We start from the raw sequence: 17,462 nt of genomic DNA, 5'->3' as shown, positions 1-17,462 counted from the left end.
CTACTATCATGTTTATTCCCCTCGACCATAAATTACAAAGGAATAGCTATGACTAACCAGACAGACCAAAAATCCAGTCCGCAAAAAGAATCTAATGATGATAAAGGAAAGCAGGAGTCTTATAAAAATACAGAGCCCAAGAAAAAACCGAATGCAGAACCGGAGAATCCACTGAAAGAGCAAAAATAGCTAATTCAACTTTAAAAAGCCCTCTGGGTGAGGGCTGATGATAAAAGTTAGATATTTGAGGAGTACAGATCATGAGGCTTAGATCAGCTTACAGAAAACTTAAACTCAAGCTATCTAAACAGTTTACAAAGCTATTGCTCATGGCCTGAAGTTTAAATGAATGAAAAATAGCCTAAGTCATATGGAAAGATCTGAGTGAATGCTATTTCTCATTCTTTGGAATTACTCCTTAAAAGTATCGTTCAACGCCGTTTGTACGGCTTCAACACGTGCCTTGCATGCTTTATAAGCGTTCATCGATTCTTCTACAATTTTCATCAGGTTGTCGATATCTGGCTCTTGCTGAGATTCAAGCAATTCAGCATTTTTTTTCAGGATGTTATAGCCTTCCTGAAAGCTTAAAGTGTCATGACTCATGAGAATTTACCTGTGTAAGTTGTACGGAGAAAATACCATCGTGTAATTCCACTTGAACGGGTTGTTGCACATCTAGTTGACGGACTGAGCGAACCACCTGATCTTGCTGGCGTACGATGGCATAGCCTTTAGCGAGAACATGACGCGGATTTTGTAATAAAGTTTCCCGCATCAGAGCATCCAGCTGTTGGCTGATGAGTTGAGTATGTTGTTGAGCTAGATGCGAGGTATCAGATTTAAGCTGTTCCACTAGCTGCACGGCATAACTGAGTTGATGGCTGGCCAGATTTTGTATCAGCTTGAGATATTGATCATTCTGGTTTTGATAGGCCTGAATCTGTTGCTGGGAAAGACGCTGAATCTGTTGCAGATTTTGCATCAGTGCCTGGGTGAGCTCCACGATATGATTACGGATACCTGCAATAACCTTACTCGGTGTATCAAAGGAACGATGCGCGATTTCATCCAGAATCGTCCGGTCTTTTTCATGTCCAATGCCTACCCAAATCGGGACTGAGCGTTTACACAGCAGGGCAGCCAGCTCATAGTCATTTAAATAAGCCAGATCATTCACTGAACCACCCCCTCGAATGATAACGATCAGATCGGGTGCTTGGCTAAAAGTTTGTGCCCATTGTCTAAGTGCTTGGGCCAGACTTTGCATAATACTTTGCGGAGCCGTATTTCCCTGAAAAGTGGCGCTGTGATAAATAAACTGACAAACCTGTGCACGCTGCAATGCATCTGCATCTTTCTTGAAGTCACCCAAACCAGCAGCATTTTCAGGGGCGATTACCAGAATCCGGTTCAGATCAAAAGGGGCCGGCAGTTTTTTATTACGATCAATCAGTTTCTCAACAGTCAGCTTTTCTACGATCTGTTGATAACGTCGGGCAATGTCACCTAAAGTATAGCTAGGGTCAATCCCTACAATATTTAAAGAAAAGCCGTATTGTGGGTCAAAACTGGCCTTGACCTTGAGCAGAACTTTTAAATCACAGCTGAGCTCAATTCCGCTGTGCCGTTCAAATTGGGTGACAATTTTTTGGGCACTAAATTTCCAGATTGTGGCACGACAGCTGGCAATGACCCGATCTGTTTCAGCTTCTTTTTCTGCCAGTTCCAGATAGTAATGACCCGCTTTTATATTCAAGTTACGAATCTCGGCGGTCACCCACACCGGCTGATCGAAAGTGAGTTTAACCACTTCCTGTACCATAGACAGATATTCTTTCAGGGAGAGTTGAGTGTCGTTTTGCATGCCGGTATAAAGTGTATTATTCAATCGAATATTAAAGCAATATGGCAAACTTCACAAATCTCGAAGCTGATGAATGGGGCAAGTATTCCAGGATTTTAAAGCTTTTAAGCTCAATAAAATTAAGTATTTTATGAAATATGTAATGACATTGTAATGACATTGCGCTGTAAAGCTCCATGGATTTGATCAGTCATTATTCCGGAAATCAACACAGGAAGTCTAAATAGCTTTATATTCTTCAACTGATTTAAGCAATCATGTAGATCAATTAACAGATCACCACAAAATAGAATCCCCTTTTAGGAAAGAGACTCGGATTGAAAAATCCTGAGACAGGTAGGATTAAAAGAATGAGGGGTTGTGCTTTTAATGCTCAGCTAAGCGCTTAATAATTCAAACGAAGGATAGATTCAGGATTATGCGGCTGTAGTACCGGAAGATTTTGATCTTGTCCTTCCATATAAGCATAATCTGCCAAACTTAGCATTTCTTCATCTTCTTCACTATTTCCATAAGCATAAATTTCAGTAAAGTTTTCAAGGGGATATTTTTTCATTACCCTGATTTTCTTTTGTTCTTTACTACAGTCCGCAGTACGGTACATGCCTGTTAAATAGTCATTTTGAATGTCAGTTTCGCTACAAATCAGGTCGATTTTCAGATAGTCACAAATCGGCTTCAAGTATAGATCTATGGAGGCTGACACCAGAACCACCTGATGGCCGAGCCGTTGATGCATTCTCAATTGCTCGAACAACTTGGGATTTAATTTAAAAACTAGCTGTTCGGCATAATCCTGAGCCAATTGCTGAATATCGATAGCATTACTATTTTTGAACATGCTGGCATAAATTTTAGGGCGCATCGCATGAGCAGGATAGAGCTTGAGATAATAGGCCTGAATCCACGGCAAAATACGAATACCGCGTTTCAGAATATGCCTTTTCGACAATGCATGGAAGATGAACCCGGTAAAACTGTCATCAGGATACAGGGTGCCATCAAAATCGAATAAGGCTAGAGTTTGAGATTTTTGACTTTGCGTATGCATGTTTGATATCGACCATCGACACGAGTGGCAAACCAGTTGGTATTATAATCCCGGCTGAGCTTCGGACCAGAAATTACCACTTCCGGCATTATGGCATAAAATGGGGTTTTACCTGTTTTCTCTTGGTAAAGTTTACTGACGCCTCGATAGGTCATGGTGTTTTCAAAGCTTTCTTCTTTTTCTTTCTTTAAGTCGGCCCGAATCTGGCGTTCAGTAATAACAAAATTATTTTTTGCGAAAACATGGATGAGCTCACGTTCTGACTGGCTCTTCTGTGCACGTATGCCACCATCTTTATTATAAAGTAATAAATCCCCATCTAGGCTGAGCTTAGTCTCGGTCAGGCTATTGAGCATCTTCTGGAAGGCTGCATTTCGACTAGAATATTTACCTGAATTATAATCTGCAAAACGGTAAATCGGTTTGTCATAGTTTGTCGGATACATCATCAGCCGATGAATACCATAATATAAGCCGCCGTATTGGGTGTATAAGTCGCTGCGCAACGCTGCAATATTTCCTCCCTGACGCTTATATTCTTTGGCATAACTAATATGAACCTGCATGGAACCCAAGGTGGTGATCGGATTCAACTTCTCACCAATATTTTGACCGAACAGTTTGGCGGCACCCGTCAAGGCACTGACACGATAATACTTGGCCATGTAGTCAAAAATTTCACGATACAGTTCATCAAGTTCACGTTCGGTTTTCACCCGGCGCATTTGACTTAGATAATTATCTTTTGGATCCGGATGGTTTCTTAGTACATCCTGAAAATAACCCGCCACTGTTCCACCAATCGATTCGCCCAGTTTATCCTTGAATTTTTCTTCTAGGCGATCCTGCACTTCCTTCACGGCTTTTTCGCCCAAACCTGGAACCACAGGATCGGCAACAAAGTTAGATTCCTGATCTACCACAGCTACAATAGTACAGATATTCTCTTTGGTTTGAGGAATGCCGAGCTGCTCGGTAATGTCATAAATATCCTTGGCCCAAGACTCGCGGTCATTGACCCGGGCTGGAATGGCTTTACGAATATGTTCAACCTCAAGGGTGGGTTCATGATCTTTAGACCACCAGGAACCATTACCGCAGCCCAGCAAACCTACAGATAGTGTAAGCAAAGACAGGGACTTAATAGAAAAAGAAAGAGCAGGTTTTTTGTTCATGATGCCGTAAATCAATTGAAAAGATGAGTGAACAAAGCAGATGCAGTATACTATGCTCATCAAAAAAGTGATGATTTTATATGTATATTGGTCCATATCAACTGTCAAATAATTTGATTGTTGCCCCGATGGCGGGCGTAACTGACCGTCCCTTCAGGACTTTATGCAAGTACTTTGGTGCAGGCCATGCCGTCAGTGAAATGATGACCTCGGATAAAACCCTGCGCATGAGTAAAAAGAGTTTGTATCGTGCAAATTTTGATGGTGAGCTGGCACCCATTTCAGCACAGATTGCAGGTTCGGACCCGCAGGATCTGGCAGAAGCTGCACGCTATCAGGTCGCCAATGGGGCGCAAATAGTTGATATCAATATGGGTTGTCCAGCCAAAAAAGTCTGCAATAAACTGGCAGGCTCTGCCTTGCTGCAAGATGAAGATCTGGTGGCCCGAATTCTGGACACTGTGGCCGCGGCCGTAGATGTGCCTGTGACGCTCAAAACCCGTCTGGGCTTTCTGAATGGCCAGGAAAATATTCTACGTGTCGCCAAGCGTGCTGAAGAAGCAGGTATTGCAGCATTGGCCTTGCATGGCCGTACCCGGGAAGATATGTACCTGAATACGGCACGGTATTCGCTTATTAAAAATGTGAAAGAAATATTGACTATTCCTGTGATTGCCAATGGTGATATCGACAGTCCTGAAAAAGCCAAATATGTGCTCGACTATACGGGTGCCGATGCCATTATGATCGGCCGGGCTGCTCAAGGTAGACCTTGGATTTTTCGTGAAATTGATCATTATCTGAAAACCGGAGAATATCTGGCTGCGCCAAGTATTCATGAAGTTAAACAGGTTTTGCTTGGGCACTTGTCTGAACTTTATGAATTCTATGGTGAATACTCCGGTTGCCGTATTTCGCGTAAACATATTGCCTGGTACACCAAGGGGCTGCATTCGAGCAATGAATTCCGGCAAAGTATGTATCAGGTGGAGAACACTGCTGATCAATATAAAGTAGTGGAAGATTATTTTGATCGTTTACTTGAGTATGGTCAGATTATGAGTGATGTGCAGGTCGATCAAGTTAACCTGCTGGAAACCAAATAAATCAGATTAATCGCTAATGAATTAAGGAAAGGTGCTGTAGTGAAAACAGTACCTTTTTTATCTTGAGTCGAAGCTTTTAAGTGTTCCCGTTACATTTTATTCTGACTTAAACATAGCTGCATATTATATTCACCTAAACTGGACAGGACTTGGACACTGTTTACGTGAACCTTCTCTAAGATGGGTCTCTAGCATGGCAAGATGTAGTTTCAGTCTTGTTCATTCTCATGATCAAGGGAGATTCATAATGACTAATACTAATCGTCCAGTGACAGAATTCAGCCATAAAACTTCAACAGAATTACCAGAAGAACGCAGTGAAGCCTTAGATATTGATGCTACAGATGCAAGCGCACGTCCAGATTTAAATACACCTCCTAAAGAGAGTCATCGTGTTCCAGATATGAATGAAGGTGAAGATCATCTGGTGGCTACTGGTGCCGGTACTTTAGGCGGAGCTGCTGTAGGTGCCGCATTTGGTGCTGTGGGTGGTCCTCCTGGTGCAGTCGTTGGCGGTATAGTAGGGGGTATTGTAGGCGGTATTGCAGGTAATGATATCGCAACACCCGATCATCCAAATCAGGCAGATAATTACCAGCATCCCGAAAATTTACGAGAGGCTGATAACTATCGGCAGCCAAGTGATCTAATTCAGGAAGATAACTACTGGAGAGATGAGTACCATAATCGCCCCTATTATAGTGAAACCCGTAATATGTATAGCGACTTGGACTATGACCGTGATTATCGGGGTGCCTATCAGGTCGGTTATGAGAACCGTTCACGCTATGATCGCCAGACTGAATTTTCTCATGCTGAACCGGAACTGCGTACGAAGTGGGAACAGGTCAAAGGCAATACCCGTTTAAACTGGGAAGAAGCCAAGTTCGCAGTTAAGGATGCCTGGGATCGTATGACGCGTTAAATAGCAGGTGAACATTCTGCAAATAAAAAAGCCTCTTTTTATAAGAGGCTTTTTTAAACTCTGACTGTGTTATGAACTATGTCTCATTTCCAGAACTAGCTGATTCACCAGATCTGAGGCTTCTATTTCACGGATCTGTGCCACATTTGAGCCTGCCCAGAAAGCCCCATAACCGTGATCGCCATGTTGGGCAGCCGCTGCGTATAGTTGCTTGGCCAGATCATAGGTATAAGGATAGGCCGGTACATCCAGGCGCTCAGGAGTATCTACTTCAATATGCCAGTGGTTGATAATCCCACGAGCAGGACGACCAGAAATGCTGGCACTTACCTGAGTAAGCGGCTTAGACAATAAAGCTCTGCGATAAGCATCACTGGCATTCGAGGACTTGCATTGTACAAAGGCAGTGCCAAGCTGAACGGCTTCTGCACCCAGTTCCATCATTTGGCGTGCCTGCTGGCCATCCATAATACCGCCCGCTGCAACAACAGGCAGAGAAAAGTGCTGTTTGATCAGTTTGACTAAATTAGAGGTTTTGACAGAGGCATCAAATTTTGTGCAAAAAATTCCACGATGTCCTCCCGCTTCAATGCCTTGGGCAATAATAATATTAATTCCTGCAGCTTCAATTGCTTTGGCTTCGGCAAAGTTGGTGGCCGATACCATAGTTACAATCCTAGCTTCTTTTAAGGCCTGAATCTGGTGTGGATGCGGAATCCCGAAATGAAAACTTACCGCACTGGGCTTGGTGTCCAGAACCAAATTCAGAAAATCATCATTGTCTTTAAAGCTGGGATAGATACATTTGAGCTGGGTAGGAGCATTGGCGCCGTATTCTGCAAATTTATCTTTAAACTGCGCAATCCATGCTTGGGCGATGCTGTCATCAAGTTCTTCACTGTCATGGCAGAAAAAATTGACCTGAAAAGGGCAATCTGTCAGCTCTTGAGTCTTTAAAATCTGTGCACGAGCAGACTCAACACTGCTGGCTCCGAGACCCAGTGAACCCAAGCCTCCCTGGTTAGACACTTCAGCAGCAAGTTCAGGCGTTGAAACCCCAGCCATAGGTGCTAAAAAAATAGGATGTCGTATTCCCAGTTTCTCTAATAAAGACATAGATTTGCTCCTTGTTATTTTTATTACTTTGCCTCTGGCAACAGAATTAAGCAAATAATATTGGTTATTTTATTATGAAATATAAGCTCTTTAGTAACAGGCTGATTACATTGTGCTCAGCATGAAGGCTTATGAAAAAGAGAGTCTATTTCCAAGTGCAATAAACAAAGTAGTTATCATCAACTTTTACCCAAGTGTGGCCTAATTGGTGGCGAGATGAGTGAGAAAAATACTTTAAACCTAATAGGGGTCTGCCATAATAGGCTTATCTAGCATGAAACTGAGAAGGTCATTATGAAGGCAAGGCTAATGTCATTGGCCCTTGTGGTGGGATTAACCGCTTGTACGGCAGAGCAGCAACCTGAAGATAGGGTTAATCCGGTGCAATATCAGGTGAAAACTGCTGCAGAGCTGCAACAACGCTTTAATACGCTCAATGCCCAGCTGGCGCAGGATTTCCAGCAGTTTAAAAAAGTAGAAAGCATAGCTTTTTCTCACCAGCTTCCACTGGATGTCAATAATCTGCAAACCTTGAATCAGCATCCGGTGAGCCGGACAGCATTGAAATCCAGCAAGCTGGCTTATTGCGATATGATGAATGCTTACTTTGCCGAAATGTATCGTTTGGGCCACTATAATCTGGATCTGGTCCACACTATTCAATTGCCGAATGCCAAAGAGGAAGATCTGAAAAAGAACTTCTCTGATTCTGATCAGTTCTACAGTTTTATTCTGGATCGTTATACCACCTATCGTCAGGTCCAGCAGACCATGAATTATGGTTGTAATTTAAAAGCAGCTTTATCAGTTTAGGCGCTGAATACAAAAGCCCATCTCTAGTAGATGGGCTTTATGGTTTAGCAGCCTGTTAATTTTTCAGTTTTCGGCTTTTCACCGGGGACGAAAATCGGACGGAATTTAACACCAAGGATATTGCCCAGAAAGGCAAAGACCAGCCATAACCAGCCATGGACACTGCCAGAGGCGATCCCGCTAAAATAAGCACCGATATTGCAACCATAAGCCAAACGCGCACCATAACCCAGAAGTAATCCACCGAGCACAGCAGCCAGCAGGGAGCGGCGTGGGATCTTAAAATTCGGCGCAAACTTACCTGCCAGACTAGCTGCCAGCAAGGCACCCAGCATAATGCCAAAGTTCATCATCGAGGTAATATCAAACCAGAGCGATTGAGCCAAAGCTTTGGCATTGCCCGGTTGCTGCCAGTAATCCCAGGCACTAACCTCCATCCCTGCAAGACTGGCGACTTTTGCTGCCCAAACAGCAAGAGCAGAGGTGACTCCCCATGGACGACCTGCCAAAGCAAGCGTGGCAAAGTTGAGCAGGGTTAAAATAATACCCCCCCATATTAAAGGCCAAGGCCCGCGCAGAAAACGTTTCCAGCCTTGATGTTCGCTGACAGGTTCCGCTTCCAGACTGCCATGGCGTTTCTTTTCAAAATACACCGTTGCAGCAGCAATCAGGCCGAAAATGATAAAGCTTAAAACAAGTGCCGGGATCACCCCAAAACTTTCTACCACGGAAATCGGTGCCAAATGAGGCAGGTTAAACCACCAGTCCAGATGTGAAGTGGCAATCAATGAGCCTGTGCAGAAGAAAAATAGCGTAACCAGCATACGTGCACTGCCACTACCGACAGTATAGAGTGTACCTGAAGCACAACCACCGCCGAGCTGCATGCCAATACCGAAAATAAATGCACCAATCATCACGGACATCGAGATTGGATTGATGTTGCCTTTAACCGGATTACCAAACAGTTCACCAGCTCCCAATGCAGGGAAAAACAAGAGAACTGCCAAGCCCAGCATAATCATTTGTGCACGCAGGCCGCGGCCACGGCGCTCTTTAATAAAGACGCGCCAGCTTGAAGTAAAACCAAAGGAGGCATGATACAGGGTCATTCCCAGTGCGCCGCCGATGAGAAAAAGCAAAGCCTGGTTAAGACCGACGACTTGATAGGCACCAATCGTACCGACAATAAGCAAGATAAAAGCCACCCAGACCGAAAGATTCGATCGCTGGGAGGATGCAGCAATAACTGACATGGGAGATAAAGCTTTAGAGATTAAACCGTTATATTCTACGCGACTTCTCCCCTCAACTGAGATCAGTTCAGTCATTTAAAGAGCAGTTGCTCAGTCTTATAATTGATATGATTTATTGGGTTAGCTGATTTATATCGTGTTGAGATTAAACAGCGAACCGATCCAGCTGGAAAATAACATCGCTGCTACTCCCCACAGGAGTACCCTTAAGCTGCCTTTCAACATGGATGTGCCAGAAAAGTAACTGGCGAGGGCGCCTAATAAAGCTAGAGAAAACAGGCCTACAAACCCCACCACAGACTCAACCCACTGTGCCGGGCTGAGCAAAATCGAGAAGGTGGGGAGTAAGGCACCCAGAGAGAAAGCCAGTGCCGATGATGCGGCTGCCTGTATAGGTCTGGCTGTCGTATGTTCCATAATCCCGATTTCATCACGTGCATGAGCTTGCAAGGCATTATGTTGAGTCAGCTGCAATGCAACCTCCCGGGCAAGTTCGGGTGTTAAGCCACGTTGAATATAAATCTGACTAAGTTCTCCAAGCTCTGCTGCCGGATTTTTAAGTAATTCACGATGTTCCATATGCAGGTCGGCTGTTTCAATATCTTGCTGGGATTTAACAGAAATATACTCTCCGGCCGCCATGGAGGAAGCACCTGAAATCAGTCCCGCAATACAGGTGATCAGAAGTGTCTGCGTAGACGCACCGCTAGCTGCCATTCCCATAATCAGACTGGTGACTGAAATAATACCGTCATTTGCACCCAATACGCTCGCTCTTAACCAGCCCGTGCGGCTAATATAATGTTTTTCATGATGCTGGGAATGAATCATAGGTATAAGCTCTAACTAGTCGGAACTTGGATACAATGCATTGTTTTTTAAAAAAATTCAATAAAAATCACGATAAAAAAGCCTGCATTTTGCAGGCTTTTTAACATAATAACTGATCTTAGTTTTCAGCTTTTTCACGCACATTACCTGCGCCTTCTTCAACTGCAGCAGCAGTCGCAGCAGTCGCATTTTTAGCTGCTTCAGCTGTAGCATCTGCGGCACGAGATGCAGCGGCGGCTGCCTCATCAGCTGCCTGTGCTGTATTTTCGGCAGCATTATCCATGGCTCTTTCAGTTTCTACAGCAGCTTCATGACTTGCATCTTCCATATCATGACCAGCTTGGGTCGCTGCATTTTCCAGATGTTCACCTGTGGTCGCACCTGTTTCAGGGGCGTCTTGTTTCGCACAGCCTACAAGAGATACAGTTGCCACCAGACCTAAAGCAATAAGTAACTTATTCATCAAATAATATCCTTTGTTGTTGTATGAATGGCATTCAGTTTAACGACTGTTGGTAGGGTTTTGTGCTACAGAAAAGATCATGATTTGTTGAGCAAATGTAACTTTTATAAAGGCTTATAACGTTTTTTACTGCATTTGTAGTGAGTCAAGGATTTTGAGCGGCCTGTTTTTAAATATTCAGTGGAGTGAAAATAAAGCTAAAGAAAAATAGGCACAATAGGTTGAATGATGACGTATAGGAGGGTGCTACATCTACCCACTCTGTATGAAATATAAAATCTGCAATAAAAAAGCCCGTAATTATACGGGCTTTTCGGGTCTGGGGAATTAAAGACCGGCAGAGGCTTTCAATGCTTCGACCTTGTCGGTTTTTTCCCAGGTAAATGCAGTATCAGAACCTTCACGGCCAAAGTGACCATAAGCAGCAGTCTGCTTATACATCGGCTGGATCAGGTTTAACATATGAGTAATGCCATATGGGCGTAAGTCAAAGTGCTCACGTACCAGCGCAATGATCAATTCTTCTGACACTTTGGCAGTGTTAAAGGTATTGATAGAAATCGAAGTTGGCTCCGCAACACCAATTGCATAAGACACCTGAATTTCACATTTATCTGCAAGACCGGCAGCTACAATATTTTTAGCAACATAACGGCCGGCATAAGCTGCAGAACGGTCAACTTTGGATGGATCTTTACCCGAGAAAGCACCACCACCATGACGCGCCATACCACCATAAGTATCTACAATGATTTTACGGCCAGTTAAACCGCAGTCACCCACAGGACCACCGATTACAAACATGCCGGTCGGGTTGATATGGAACTTGGTATCCGCATGGAACATATCAGCTGGAATGATTTTTTTTACGATTTCTTCAATTACAGCTTCTTTTAAGTTCGATTGTGTAATTTCTGGATCGTGCTGGGTAGACAGTACCACTGCATCCAGACGTACAGGTACGCCATTTTCATAGGCAAAAGTCACCTGGCTTTTTGCATCCGGACGTAACCATGGCAGCGCACCACTACGACGCAATTCTGCCTGTTTTTCCATTAGACGATGTGCGTAAGAAATTGGCGCTGGCATTAACACATCAGTTTCACGGCTGGCATAACCAAACATGAGGCCCTGGTCACCGGCACCTTGATCTTCCGGTTTCTGGCGGTCTACACCCTGAGCAATTTCAGGAGACTGTTTACCAATCATGTTAATGACTGCACACGTTGAGCCATCAAAACCCAGATCAGAATGGTGATAACCAATACCGTTTACGGTATGGCGTACAACTGCTTCAAAATCGATATTAGCAGTTGTTGTGATTTCACCAGCAAGTATCACCGCACCCGTTTTTACAAGCGTTTCACAAGCAACCCGTGCATATGGGTCTTCTTTTAAGATTGCATCCAAAATAGCATCACTGATTTGGTCAGCCATTTTATCTGGATGGCCTTCGCTTACAGATTCCGAAGTAAATACAGCGTACTCGCGCATAGTCCTATCACAGTTAATTTTAAAGACCCGGTATGTTACATCGACTTGCGTTTTAGAACTAGCATAAGACGACAAAATTGTCTAAAAATGTTTCAAATTATTGTGTTTTTATTTGATTATTGGAATTAAAAAAACTGATATGGCTGTTTGATTTGCTCTCCTTCAGCAATCCAGTATAAAAAATACTGACTCTATTCAGCAGAATAATAAAATTAACTGGTGATATTTTTGAATAAATTTTAAAAACAGGTAGTCCAGAAAAATCATCACCTTCATACCGGATAAATACTAAGAGAGTGATTGTTATATTAATAAAAAAATTAGCGCCTTCATCATGTTCGATAAGCTGTCTTGTGGCAGGGTTAGTTTATTCTGCATATTAGCTCCAATTCTTCACTAGTCGCCAGTCGGGGTAACCAACTTTTTTATATGACTTGTTTAGGACGCTATGGGGAGAGCAAGAGATGTACCAAAAGGCTTTTAGTTTGATTGAAATGATGATGGTGCTCACGATGGTTGCTATTCTGACTACTGTAGCCGTGATGAGCTATCAGGGCTATATTGTTCGGACCCAGTTGGCCGAAGTATTTCAGTTGTCAGGTGCTTATCGAACCCAGTTTATTGCCTCAAATGAGCATTGTGATGCGGGGCGCCAGATTGGAAATGGAAGCCGGTATATTGAAAAAGTTGTGATTAATGCTGCTTGCCGGATTGAATTTCAATTACGTCAGGATGGAATCAATGGCGCCATTCGCGGAAAGTCGATTGCTTTTGAGGTCTATAGTGGCAACTGCTTTTCCAGCAATATCAGTCAACGCTATTTACCTAAAGATTGTATTGGGCAATAAATATCTGGCTTGGGCCAAAGTTCACTTTAGCGATATTTACGTCAAGACTTATATATGGACGTACTGAATTATAAAAACTAGATAAGGGGTGTTTAAAATATACCTTAGATTGACATTTTAAATCTAAAAAATAGTACATGCCTTACTCTGGTTAAAATCAGATATTTTGCTGAACAAAAAGATCATTTTTTCTTAAAAGCTCTCTCTATGAAACAGATTTAAAATATATGGAAGTGATTTGAAAACTTTATTTTTGATCGGTTGTCAGGATTTGATGGTCTGGAATGAAAGGCTTTTCTCTAAAAAGTGCAGAATATTCACCCGATAAAAAAATACAAGATCAATAAATTGATAAATATTGTAGGGGAGTCTTTACCCCTCGCTGTTTTTTTAAGACAATAGAACACAGTTTTGAAAGTCTTTTCATCATTTCCTATTTCTGAATTATTTTGGACTCTGATTTATGACAACCCCGCTTAATGAACGTCGTATTGCAAACGCAATTCGTGTATTGGCAATGGATGCTGTGCAAAAAGCAAACTCAGGACATCCAGGTGCTCCAATGGGGATGGCAGACATCGCTGATGTGGTCTGGCGCGAATTCCTGAACCATAACCCAGCTAACCCGAATTGGGCTAACCGTGACCGTTTTGTATTGTCGAATGGTCATGGTTCTATGCTTCAATACGCACTTCTTCATTTAACGGGCTATGATCTTTCAATTGAAGATCTGAAAGCATTCCGTCAGCTTCATTCGAAAACTCCGGGTCACCCTGAGCTGGGCTATGCGCCCGGGATTGAAACGACCACTGGTCCATTGGGTCAAGGTATTGCCAATGCTGTTGGTTTTGCGCTGGCAGAAAAAACCTTAGCAGCACAATTCAACAAAGACGACATCAAGGTTGTCGATCACTACACTTACTGCTTCCTGGGCGATGGCTGCTTAATGGAAGGCGTTTCACATGAAGTCTGTTCATTGGCAGGTACTTTAGGTCTGGGTAAACTGATTGCTTACTATGATGACAATGGCATCTCGATTGATGGTGAAGTAGAAGGCTGGTTCTCTGACGATACAGAACAGCGCTTCCTGGCTTATGGCTGGCAAGTACTAAAAGTTGATGGTCACGATGCAGATGCGATCCGTCAGGCAACTGTTGAAGCAAAAGCAGAAGCGAACAAACCAACCATTATTATCTGTAAAACCGTGATTGGTTTGGGTTCACCAAACAAACAGGGTAAAGAAGACAGTCATGGTGCACCACTCGGTCATGACGAAATCGTATTGACTCGTGAAGCGCTAGGTTGGACTGACGAAGCATTTGTGATTCCTGAAGATGTGTATGCAGCTTGGGATGCGAAAGCCAAAGGTGCTGAATCAGAAGCAGCCTGGAATGAAACTTTTGCCGCTTATACGGCAAAATACCCAGCTGAAGCAGCTGAATTAAAACGCCGTCTTTCTGGTGAGCTACCAGCTGATTTCGTCGCCAAAGCAGATGCCTATATTGCAGATGTAAATGCCAAAGCCGAAACCATTGCAACACGTAAAGCCAGTCAAAACACCCTGCAAGCGCTGGTCCCTTCTTTACCGGAGGTTCTTGGTGGTTCGGCTGACCTAGCGGGCTCTAACCTGACCCTATGGAAAGGTGCACAAGGCGTACAGGACAATCCGGCAGGTAACTACGTACACTATGGCGTACGTGAGTTTGGTATGACTGCAATTGCCAATGGTGTAGCACTACACGGTGGTTTCATTCCTTATGTAGCCACCTTCCTGATGTTTATGGAATATGCACGTAATGCGGTGCGTATGTCTGCTCTGATGAAACAGCGTGTGATCCATGTCTATACGCATGACTCAATCGGTCTGGGTGAAGATGGTCCTACGCATCAGCCAATCGAGCAAATTGCGTCTTTACGTGCTACACCAAACCTGAATACATGGCGTCCATGTGATACGGTTGAAGCAGCGATTTCCTGGAAATCTGCTTTGATGCGTGCTGAAGGTCCGACGGCGTTGATCTTCTCTCGTCAAAACCTGCCATTCCAGAACCGTACAGATGCTCAAATTGCTGACGTGGCAAAAGGCGGTTATGTACTGGCTGAAGAAAAAGGCGAGTTAAAAGCGATCATCATTGCAACAGGTTCTGAAGTAAGCCTGGCGATGGAAGCTTATGCTCAGCTAGAAGGTGTGCGTGTCGTCTCTATGCCATGTGCAGAAGAATTCATGAAGCAGGAAGCGGCTTATCGCGAAGCAGTCTTGCCGGCCCATATCCGTGCACGTGTTGCAGTTGAAGCGGCGCATGTAGATTACTGGTGGAAATTTGTAGGTCTTGATGGTCGCGTAATTGGCATGACCACATATGGTGAATCTGCACCTGCAAAAGATTTATTCCAGTACTTTGGTATCACCACTGAAGCTGTGGTTGCGGCGGTAAAAGAAATCACTGCTTAATCTTTAAATAGGCTGTAGAAAAACGCTCCGGATTCGGGGCGTTTTTTGTTGATCAACAAAAATATAGTTCAACTTGTTTTATAGAGGTGCTGATTCAAATCCTCAGAGATCGTCATCAATATTCTTTTAAAAGAACGGTGTTTGTTATGGTATAAATTTAAACACTAAGAATATTCCATGATTTTTTAATAATATAGAAACTTACGGGGCCGTTTTAAGTGTGACAGAAATTACTATTAAAGACATGATGAAAGTTCCACAACAAGAGTGGCTTGTATTGTGGAAAGGCTATCAAAAGTTTTATCAAACCGAAATATCAGAAGAGGTGAGTTCCAACACCTGGTCAAAACTGACCAGCCCTGAACAGGACAATATGTACGGTTTTGCTGCACTCATTGATCAAAAGGTCGTAGGGTTGGTGCATGTGGTTGAGCATGAAAGTAGCTGGACCATGCGGCCTTATGCTTATGTGCAAGATCTATTTACTCATCCGGATTATCGGGGACAGGGTGTGGCGCGCAAACTGATTGAGCATGTATATCAGGTGGCACAACAGCGTAATTGTGATCGGATCTATTGGCTAACGCAGGAAAGTAATCATCAGGCACAAGTCCTGTATGACAAAGTGGCCCAAAAAACCGGATTTATCCAATATCGTATGGCCTAAATGCCTAGCTTTACATGAGAATTTACAATTTCATTGTTTCATGGTTGCAACAAAACGTTTTATCTTTAGGGATGTAATCATTTTAATATTCTATAAACTGAAGCTTATTCAGATGAGAGATAACCACATGAATTTGAAAACATTAACTTTAGGGTTGGCCGTTGCATCCGTTGCAACTTTTAGTTTTGCAAAACCATTGACTTATACGATTGACCCGACACATACAGCGACAGTATTTAGCTGGAGCCATTTTGGTTTCTCTACACCATCAGCCAATTTCTCTGATATTCAGGGTAAGATCGTGGTTGATAATGCGAAGCCAGAAAAGTCATCGGTCAATGTTACCATTCCAGTGTCGAGTATTAATACCAACGTAAAAGCACTGGATGAGCATATACTGAAGGCTGATTTCTTTGATGCGGCTAAATACCCAAACATTACATTTAAAAGTACCAAAGTAGAAACGAAGGATAAAAAGAACTTCAAGATTACCGGTGATTTAACCATTAAGGGAATTACCAAGCCAGTGGTACTGGATGCAGTATTGAATAAACAGGCTGAACACCCAATGGCTAAAGTGCCTGCAATTGGTTTTAATGCGACGACTTCTTTTGATCGTTCAGCATTTGGTGTAGGGGCTTATACCCCTAATGTCGGTGATAAAGTGACGGTACAGATTACCACCGAAGCAAGCATTCCTGCTCAGCCAGCCAAAAAATAAGTTTGTAGCCATAAACTTATCAAAAAGCACTCTTCTGGAGTGCTTTTTTTGTTGCTGAATCAGGCAGCTGTAGTTGATGAAAACTCTCCCTTTCTATCAATCTATGAACAGATTTTTGATCATAGAGGTTCATTTTTAGTATCGAAAAAATAATGGCTACAGTTATAAACCAGAATAAGTTCTCTACAAAGATCTGAACCAAAAGAGAAGATTGTTCGGCTAAGTTGCTGGAGGGCGAATTACCCAAGAAAAATACTGTTGAAGTCAATCAGGGCTTTGGGGGCGCCATATTGGTGCAAAAGCCTTGAAGACACAGTTTCAAGTATGAAAGTTGATGGTTGGAGATTGCACCCTTGCTTTCTGGTCTGGGAAGGGAAGCTTTAAACTTGACCTCAACATCAGACTGCCCAGATAAAACAGATAGAATCCGCCAAAGATTATTAAAACCTGTTGTAACCAGATAATTTTATGAAATAGAAAATGGCAACTGAGCGCACAGACTGACACCCAGAATACCAGTAAAATACCTAAGGCTGCACATAAAGTCTGTTGTCTAGAGTACCGGATGGCACTTGGTGTCACAGAGAAAGCTTTGGCCCTAGTGATCAGGGCGAAAAATGAATCATAGCAATCCCAAATCATGCGCCCATAAAATCTCTACAGGTAAGAGTCAGGTC

18 protein-coding genes are annotated in these 17,462 nt (G+C 43.1%); 8 read left to right on the top strand and 10 right to left on the bottom strand.

Annotation, left to right across the window (positions count from 1 at the left end):
- Positions 1-48 precede the first annotated feature (48 nt).
- A complete protein-coding gene (locus E2K52_RS15170) occupies positions 49-189 on the top strand; it encodes a hypothetical protein (RefSeq protein ID WP_162850572.1) in 141 nt (46 codons plus the stop codon).
- 222 nt (positions 190-411) lie between these two features.
- Here E2K52_RS15170 and xseB read toward each other — a convergent pair whose 3' ends face one another.
- From xseB to E2K52_RS01150, 4 genes are all read right to left on the bottom strand, one after another.
- Positions 412-606: an exodeoxyribonuclease VII small subunit gene (gene xseB / locus E2K52_RS01165; RefSeq protein WP_151203176.1), complete on the bottom strand. Its 195-nt coding sequence runs from the start codon at positions 604-606 to the stop codon at positions 412-414.
- A complete protein-coding gene (gene xseA / locus E2K52_RS01160) occupies positions 596-1,867 on the bottom strand; it encodes an exodeoxyribonuclease VII large subunit (RefSeq protein ID WP_151203209.1) in 1,272 nt (423 codons plus the stop codon). The genes xseB and xseA overlap by 11 nt, the downstream gene beginning before the upstream one ends.
- A 385-nt stretch (positions 1,868-2,252) precedes the next feature.
- Positions 2,253-2,918 (bottom strand): HAD family hydrolase, encoded by a 666-nt coding sequence (locus E2K52_RS01155; protein WP_151203175.1) that lies wholly within the window; start codon positions 2,916-2,918, stop codon positions 2,253-2,255.
- A complete protein-coding gene (locus tag E2K52_RS01150) occupies positions 2,885-4,093 on the bottom strand; it encodes a DUF1615 domain-containing protein (protein ID WP_151203174.1) in 1,209 nt (402 codons plus the stop codon). The genes E2K52_RS01155 and E2K52_RS01150 overlap by 34 nt, the downstream gene beginning before the upstream one ends.
- Before the next feature lie 80 nt (positions 4,094-4,173).
- On the opposite strand from E2K52_RS01150, the gene dusB reads away from it, so the two are divergent.
- Together dusB and E2K52_RS01140 are read left to right on the top strand one after the other, a co-directional pair.
- Entirely contained in the window at positions 4,174-5,199 is a 1,026-nt protein-coding gene (gene dusB / locus E2K52_RS01145; RefSeq protein WP_151203173.1) for a tRNA dihydrouridine synthase DusB, read from the top strand.
- Positions 5,200-5,446: 247 nt separating this feature from the next.
- Entirely contained in the window at positions 5,447-6,124 is a 678-nt protein-coding gene (locus E2K52_RS01140) for a hypothetical protein (protein ID WP_151203172.1), read from the top strand.
- A 69-nt stretch (positions 6,125-6,193) separates the two neighbouring features.
- Here E2K52_RS01140 and E2K52_RS01135 read toward each other — a convergent pair whose 3' ends face one another.
- Entirely contained in the window at positions 6,194-7,240 is a 1,047-nt protein-coding gene (locus E2K52_RS01135; RefSeq protein ID WP_151203171.1) for an NAD(P)H-dependent flavin oxidoreductase, read from the bottom strand.
- Positions 7,241-7,534: 294 nt separating this feature from the next.
- Here E2K52_RS01135 and E2K52_RS01130 point away from each other — a divergent pair, with 294 nt between their 5' ends.
- Positions 7,535-8,053 carry a hypothetical protein gene (locus E2K52_RS01130; protein ID WP_151203170.1) on the top strand — a complete coding sequence of 173 codons (519 nt, stop codon included), beginning with the start codon at positions 7,535-7,537 and terminating at the stop codon, positions 8,051-8,053.
- Positions 8,054-8,097: 44 nt separating this feature from the next.
- Here E2K52_RS01130 and E2K52_RS01125 read toward each other — a convergent pair whose 3' ends face one another.
- The 4 genes from E2K52_RS01125 to metK form a co-directional block, all read right to left on the bottom strand.
- Complete coding sequence (locus E2K52_RS01125) at positions 8,098-9,309, bottom strand: YeeE/YedE family protein (protein ID WP_151203208.1); 1,212 nt, start codon at positions 9,307-9,309, stop codon at positions 8,098-8,100.
- Between the two features lie 129 nt (positions 9,310-9,438).
- Complete coding sequence (locus E2K52_RS01120; protein ID WP_151203169.1) at positions 9,439-10,140, bottom strand: VIT family protein; 702 nt, start codon at positions 10,138-10,140, stop codon at positions 9,439-9,441.
- Positions 10,141-10,258: 118 nt separating this feature from the next.
- Complete coding sequence (locus tag E2K52_RS01115; protein WP_151203168.1) at positions 10,259-10,603, bottom strand: hypothetical protein; 345 nt, start codon at positions 10,601-10,603, stop codon at positions 10,259-10,261.
- A 327-nt stretch (positions 10,604-10,930) separates the two neighbouring features.
- Positions 10,931-12,097, bottom strand: a complete 1,167-nt coding sequence (gene metK, locus E2K52_RS01110) for a methionine adenosyltransferase (RefSeq protein WP_151203167.1) — start codon at positions 12,095-12,097, stop codon at positions 10,931-10,933.
- 464 nt (positions 12,098-12,561) lie between these two features.
- Here metK and E2K52_RS01105 point away from each other — a divergent pair, with 464 nt between their 5' ends.
- The 4 genes from E2K52_RS01105 to E2K52_RS01090 all read left to right on the top strand — a co-directional run bounded on the left by E2K52_RS01105 (position 12,562) and on the right by E2K52_RS01090 (position 16,785).
- Complete coding sequence (locus E2K52_RS01105) at positions 12,562-12,945, top strand: pilin (protein ID WP_151203166.1); 384 nt, start codon at positions 12,562-12,564, stop codon at positions 12,943-12,945.
- A gap of 463 nt (positions 12,946-13,408) precedes the next feature.
- Positions 13,409-15,397 carry a transketolase gene (gene tkt, locus E2K52_RS01100; protein ID WP_151203165.1) on the top strand — a complete coding sequence of 663 codons (1,989 nt, stop codon included), beginning with the start codon at positions 13,409-13,411 and terminating at the stop codon, positions 15,395-15,397.
- 244 nt (positions 15,398-15,641) lie between these two features.
- Positions 15,642-16,064 carry a GNAT family N-acetyltransferase gene (locus E2K52_RS01095; protein ID WP_151203207.1) on the top strand — a complete coding sequence of 141 codons (423 nt, stop codon included), beginning with the start codon at positions 15,642-15,644 and terminating at the stop codon, positions 16,062-16,064.
- Positions 16,065-16,191: 127 nt separating this feature from the next.
- Positions 16,192-16,785 carry a YceI family protein gene (locus E2K52_RS01090; RefSeq protein WP_151203164.1) on the top strand — a complete coding sequence of 198 codons (594 nt, stop codon included), beginning with the start codon at positions 16,192-16,194 and terminating at the stop codon, positions 16,783-16,785.
- A gap of 318 nt (positions 16,786-17,103) precedes the next feature.
- On the opposite strand, the gene E2K52_RS15305 is transcribed toward E2K52_RS01090, so the two are convergent.
- Positions 17,104-17,427 (bottom strand): LysE family transporter, encoded by a 324-nt coding sequence (locus E2K52_RS15305; protein WP_227548200.1) that lies wholly within the window; start codon positions 17,425-17,427, stop codon positions 17,104-17,106.
- Positions 17,428-17,462: the final 35 nt, after the last annotated feature.

It is taken from the genome of Acinetobacter sp. RF14B (assembly GCF_006864105.1).
In the GTDB taxonomy this organism is placed as follows: domain Bacteria; phylum Pseudomonadota; class Gammaproteobacteria; order Pseudomonadales; family Moraxellaceae; genus Acinetobacter; species Acinetobacter lwoffii_C.
The sequence above is the reverse complement of the archived record's forward strand: the minus strand, read 5'-3'. Positions and strand labels throughout refer to the sequence as shown.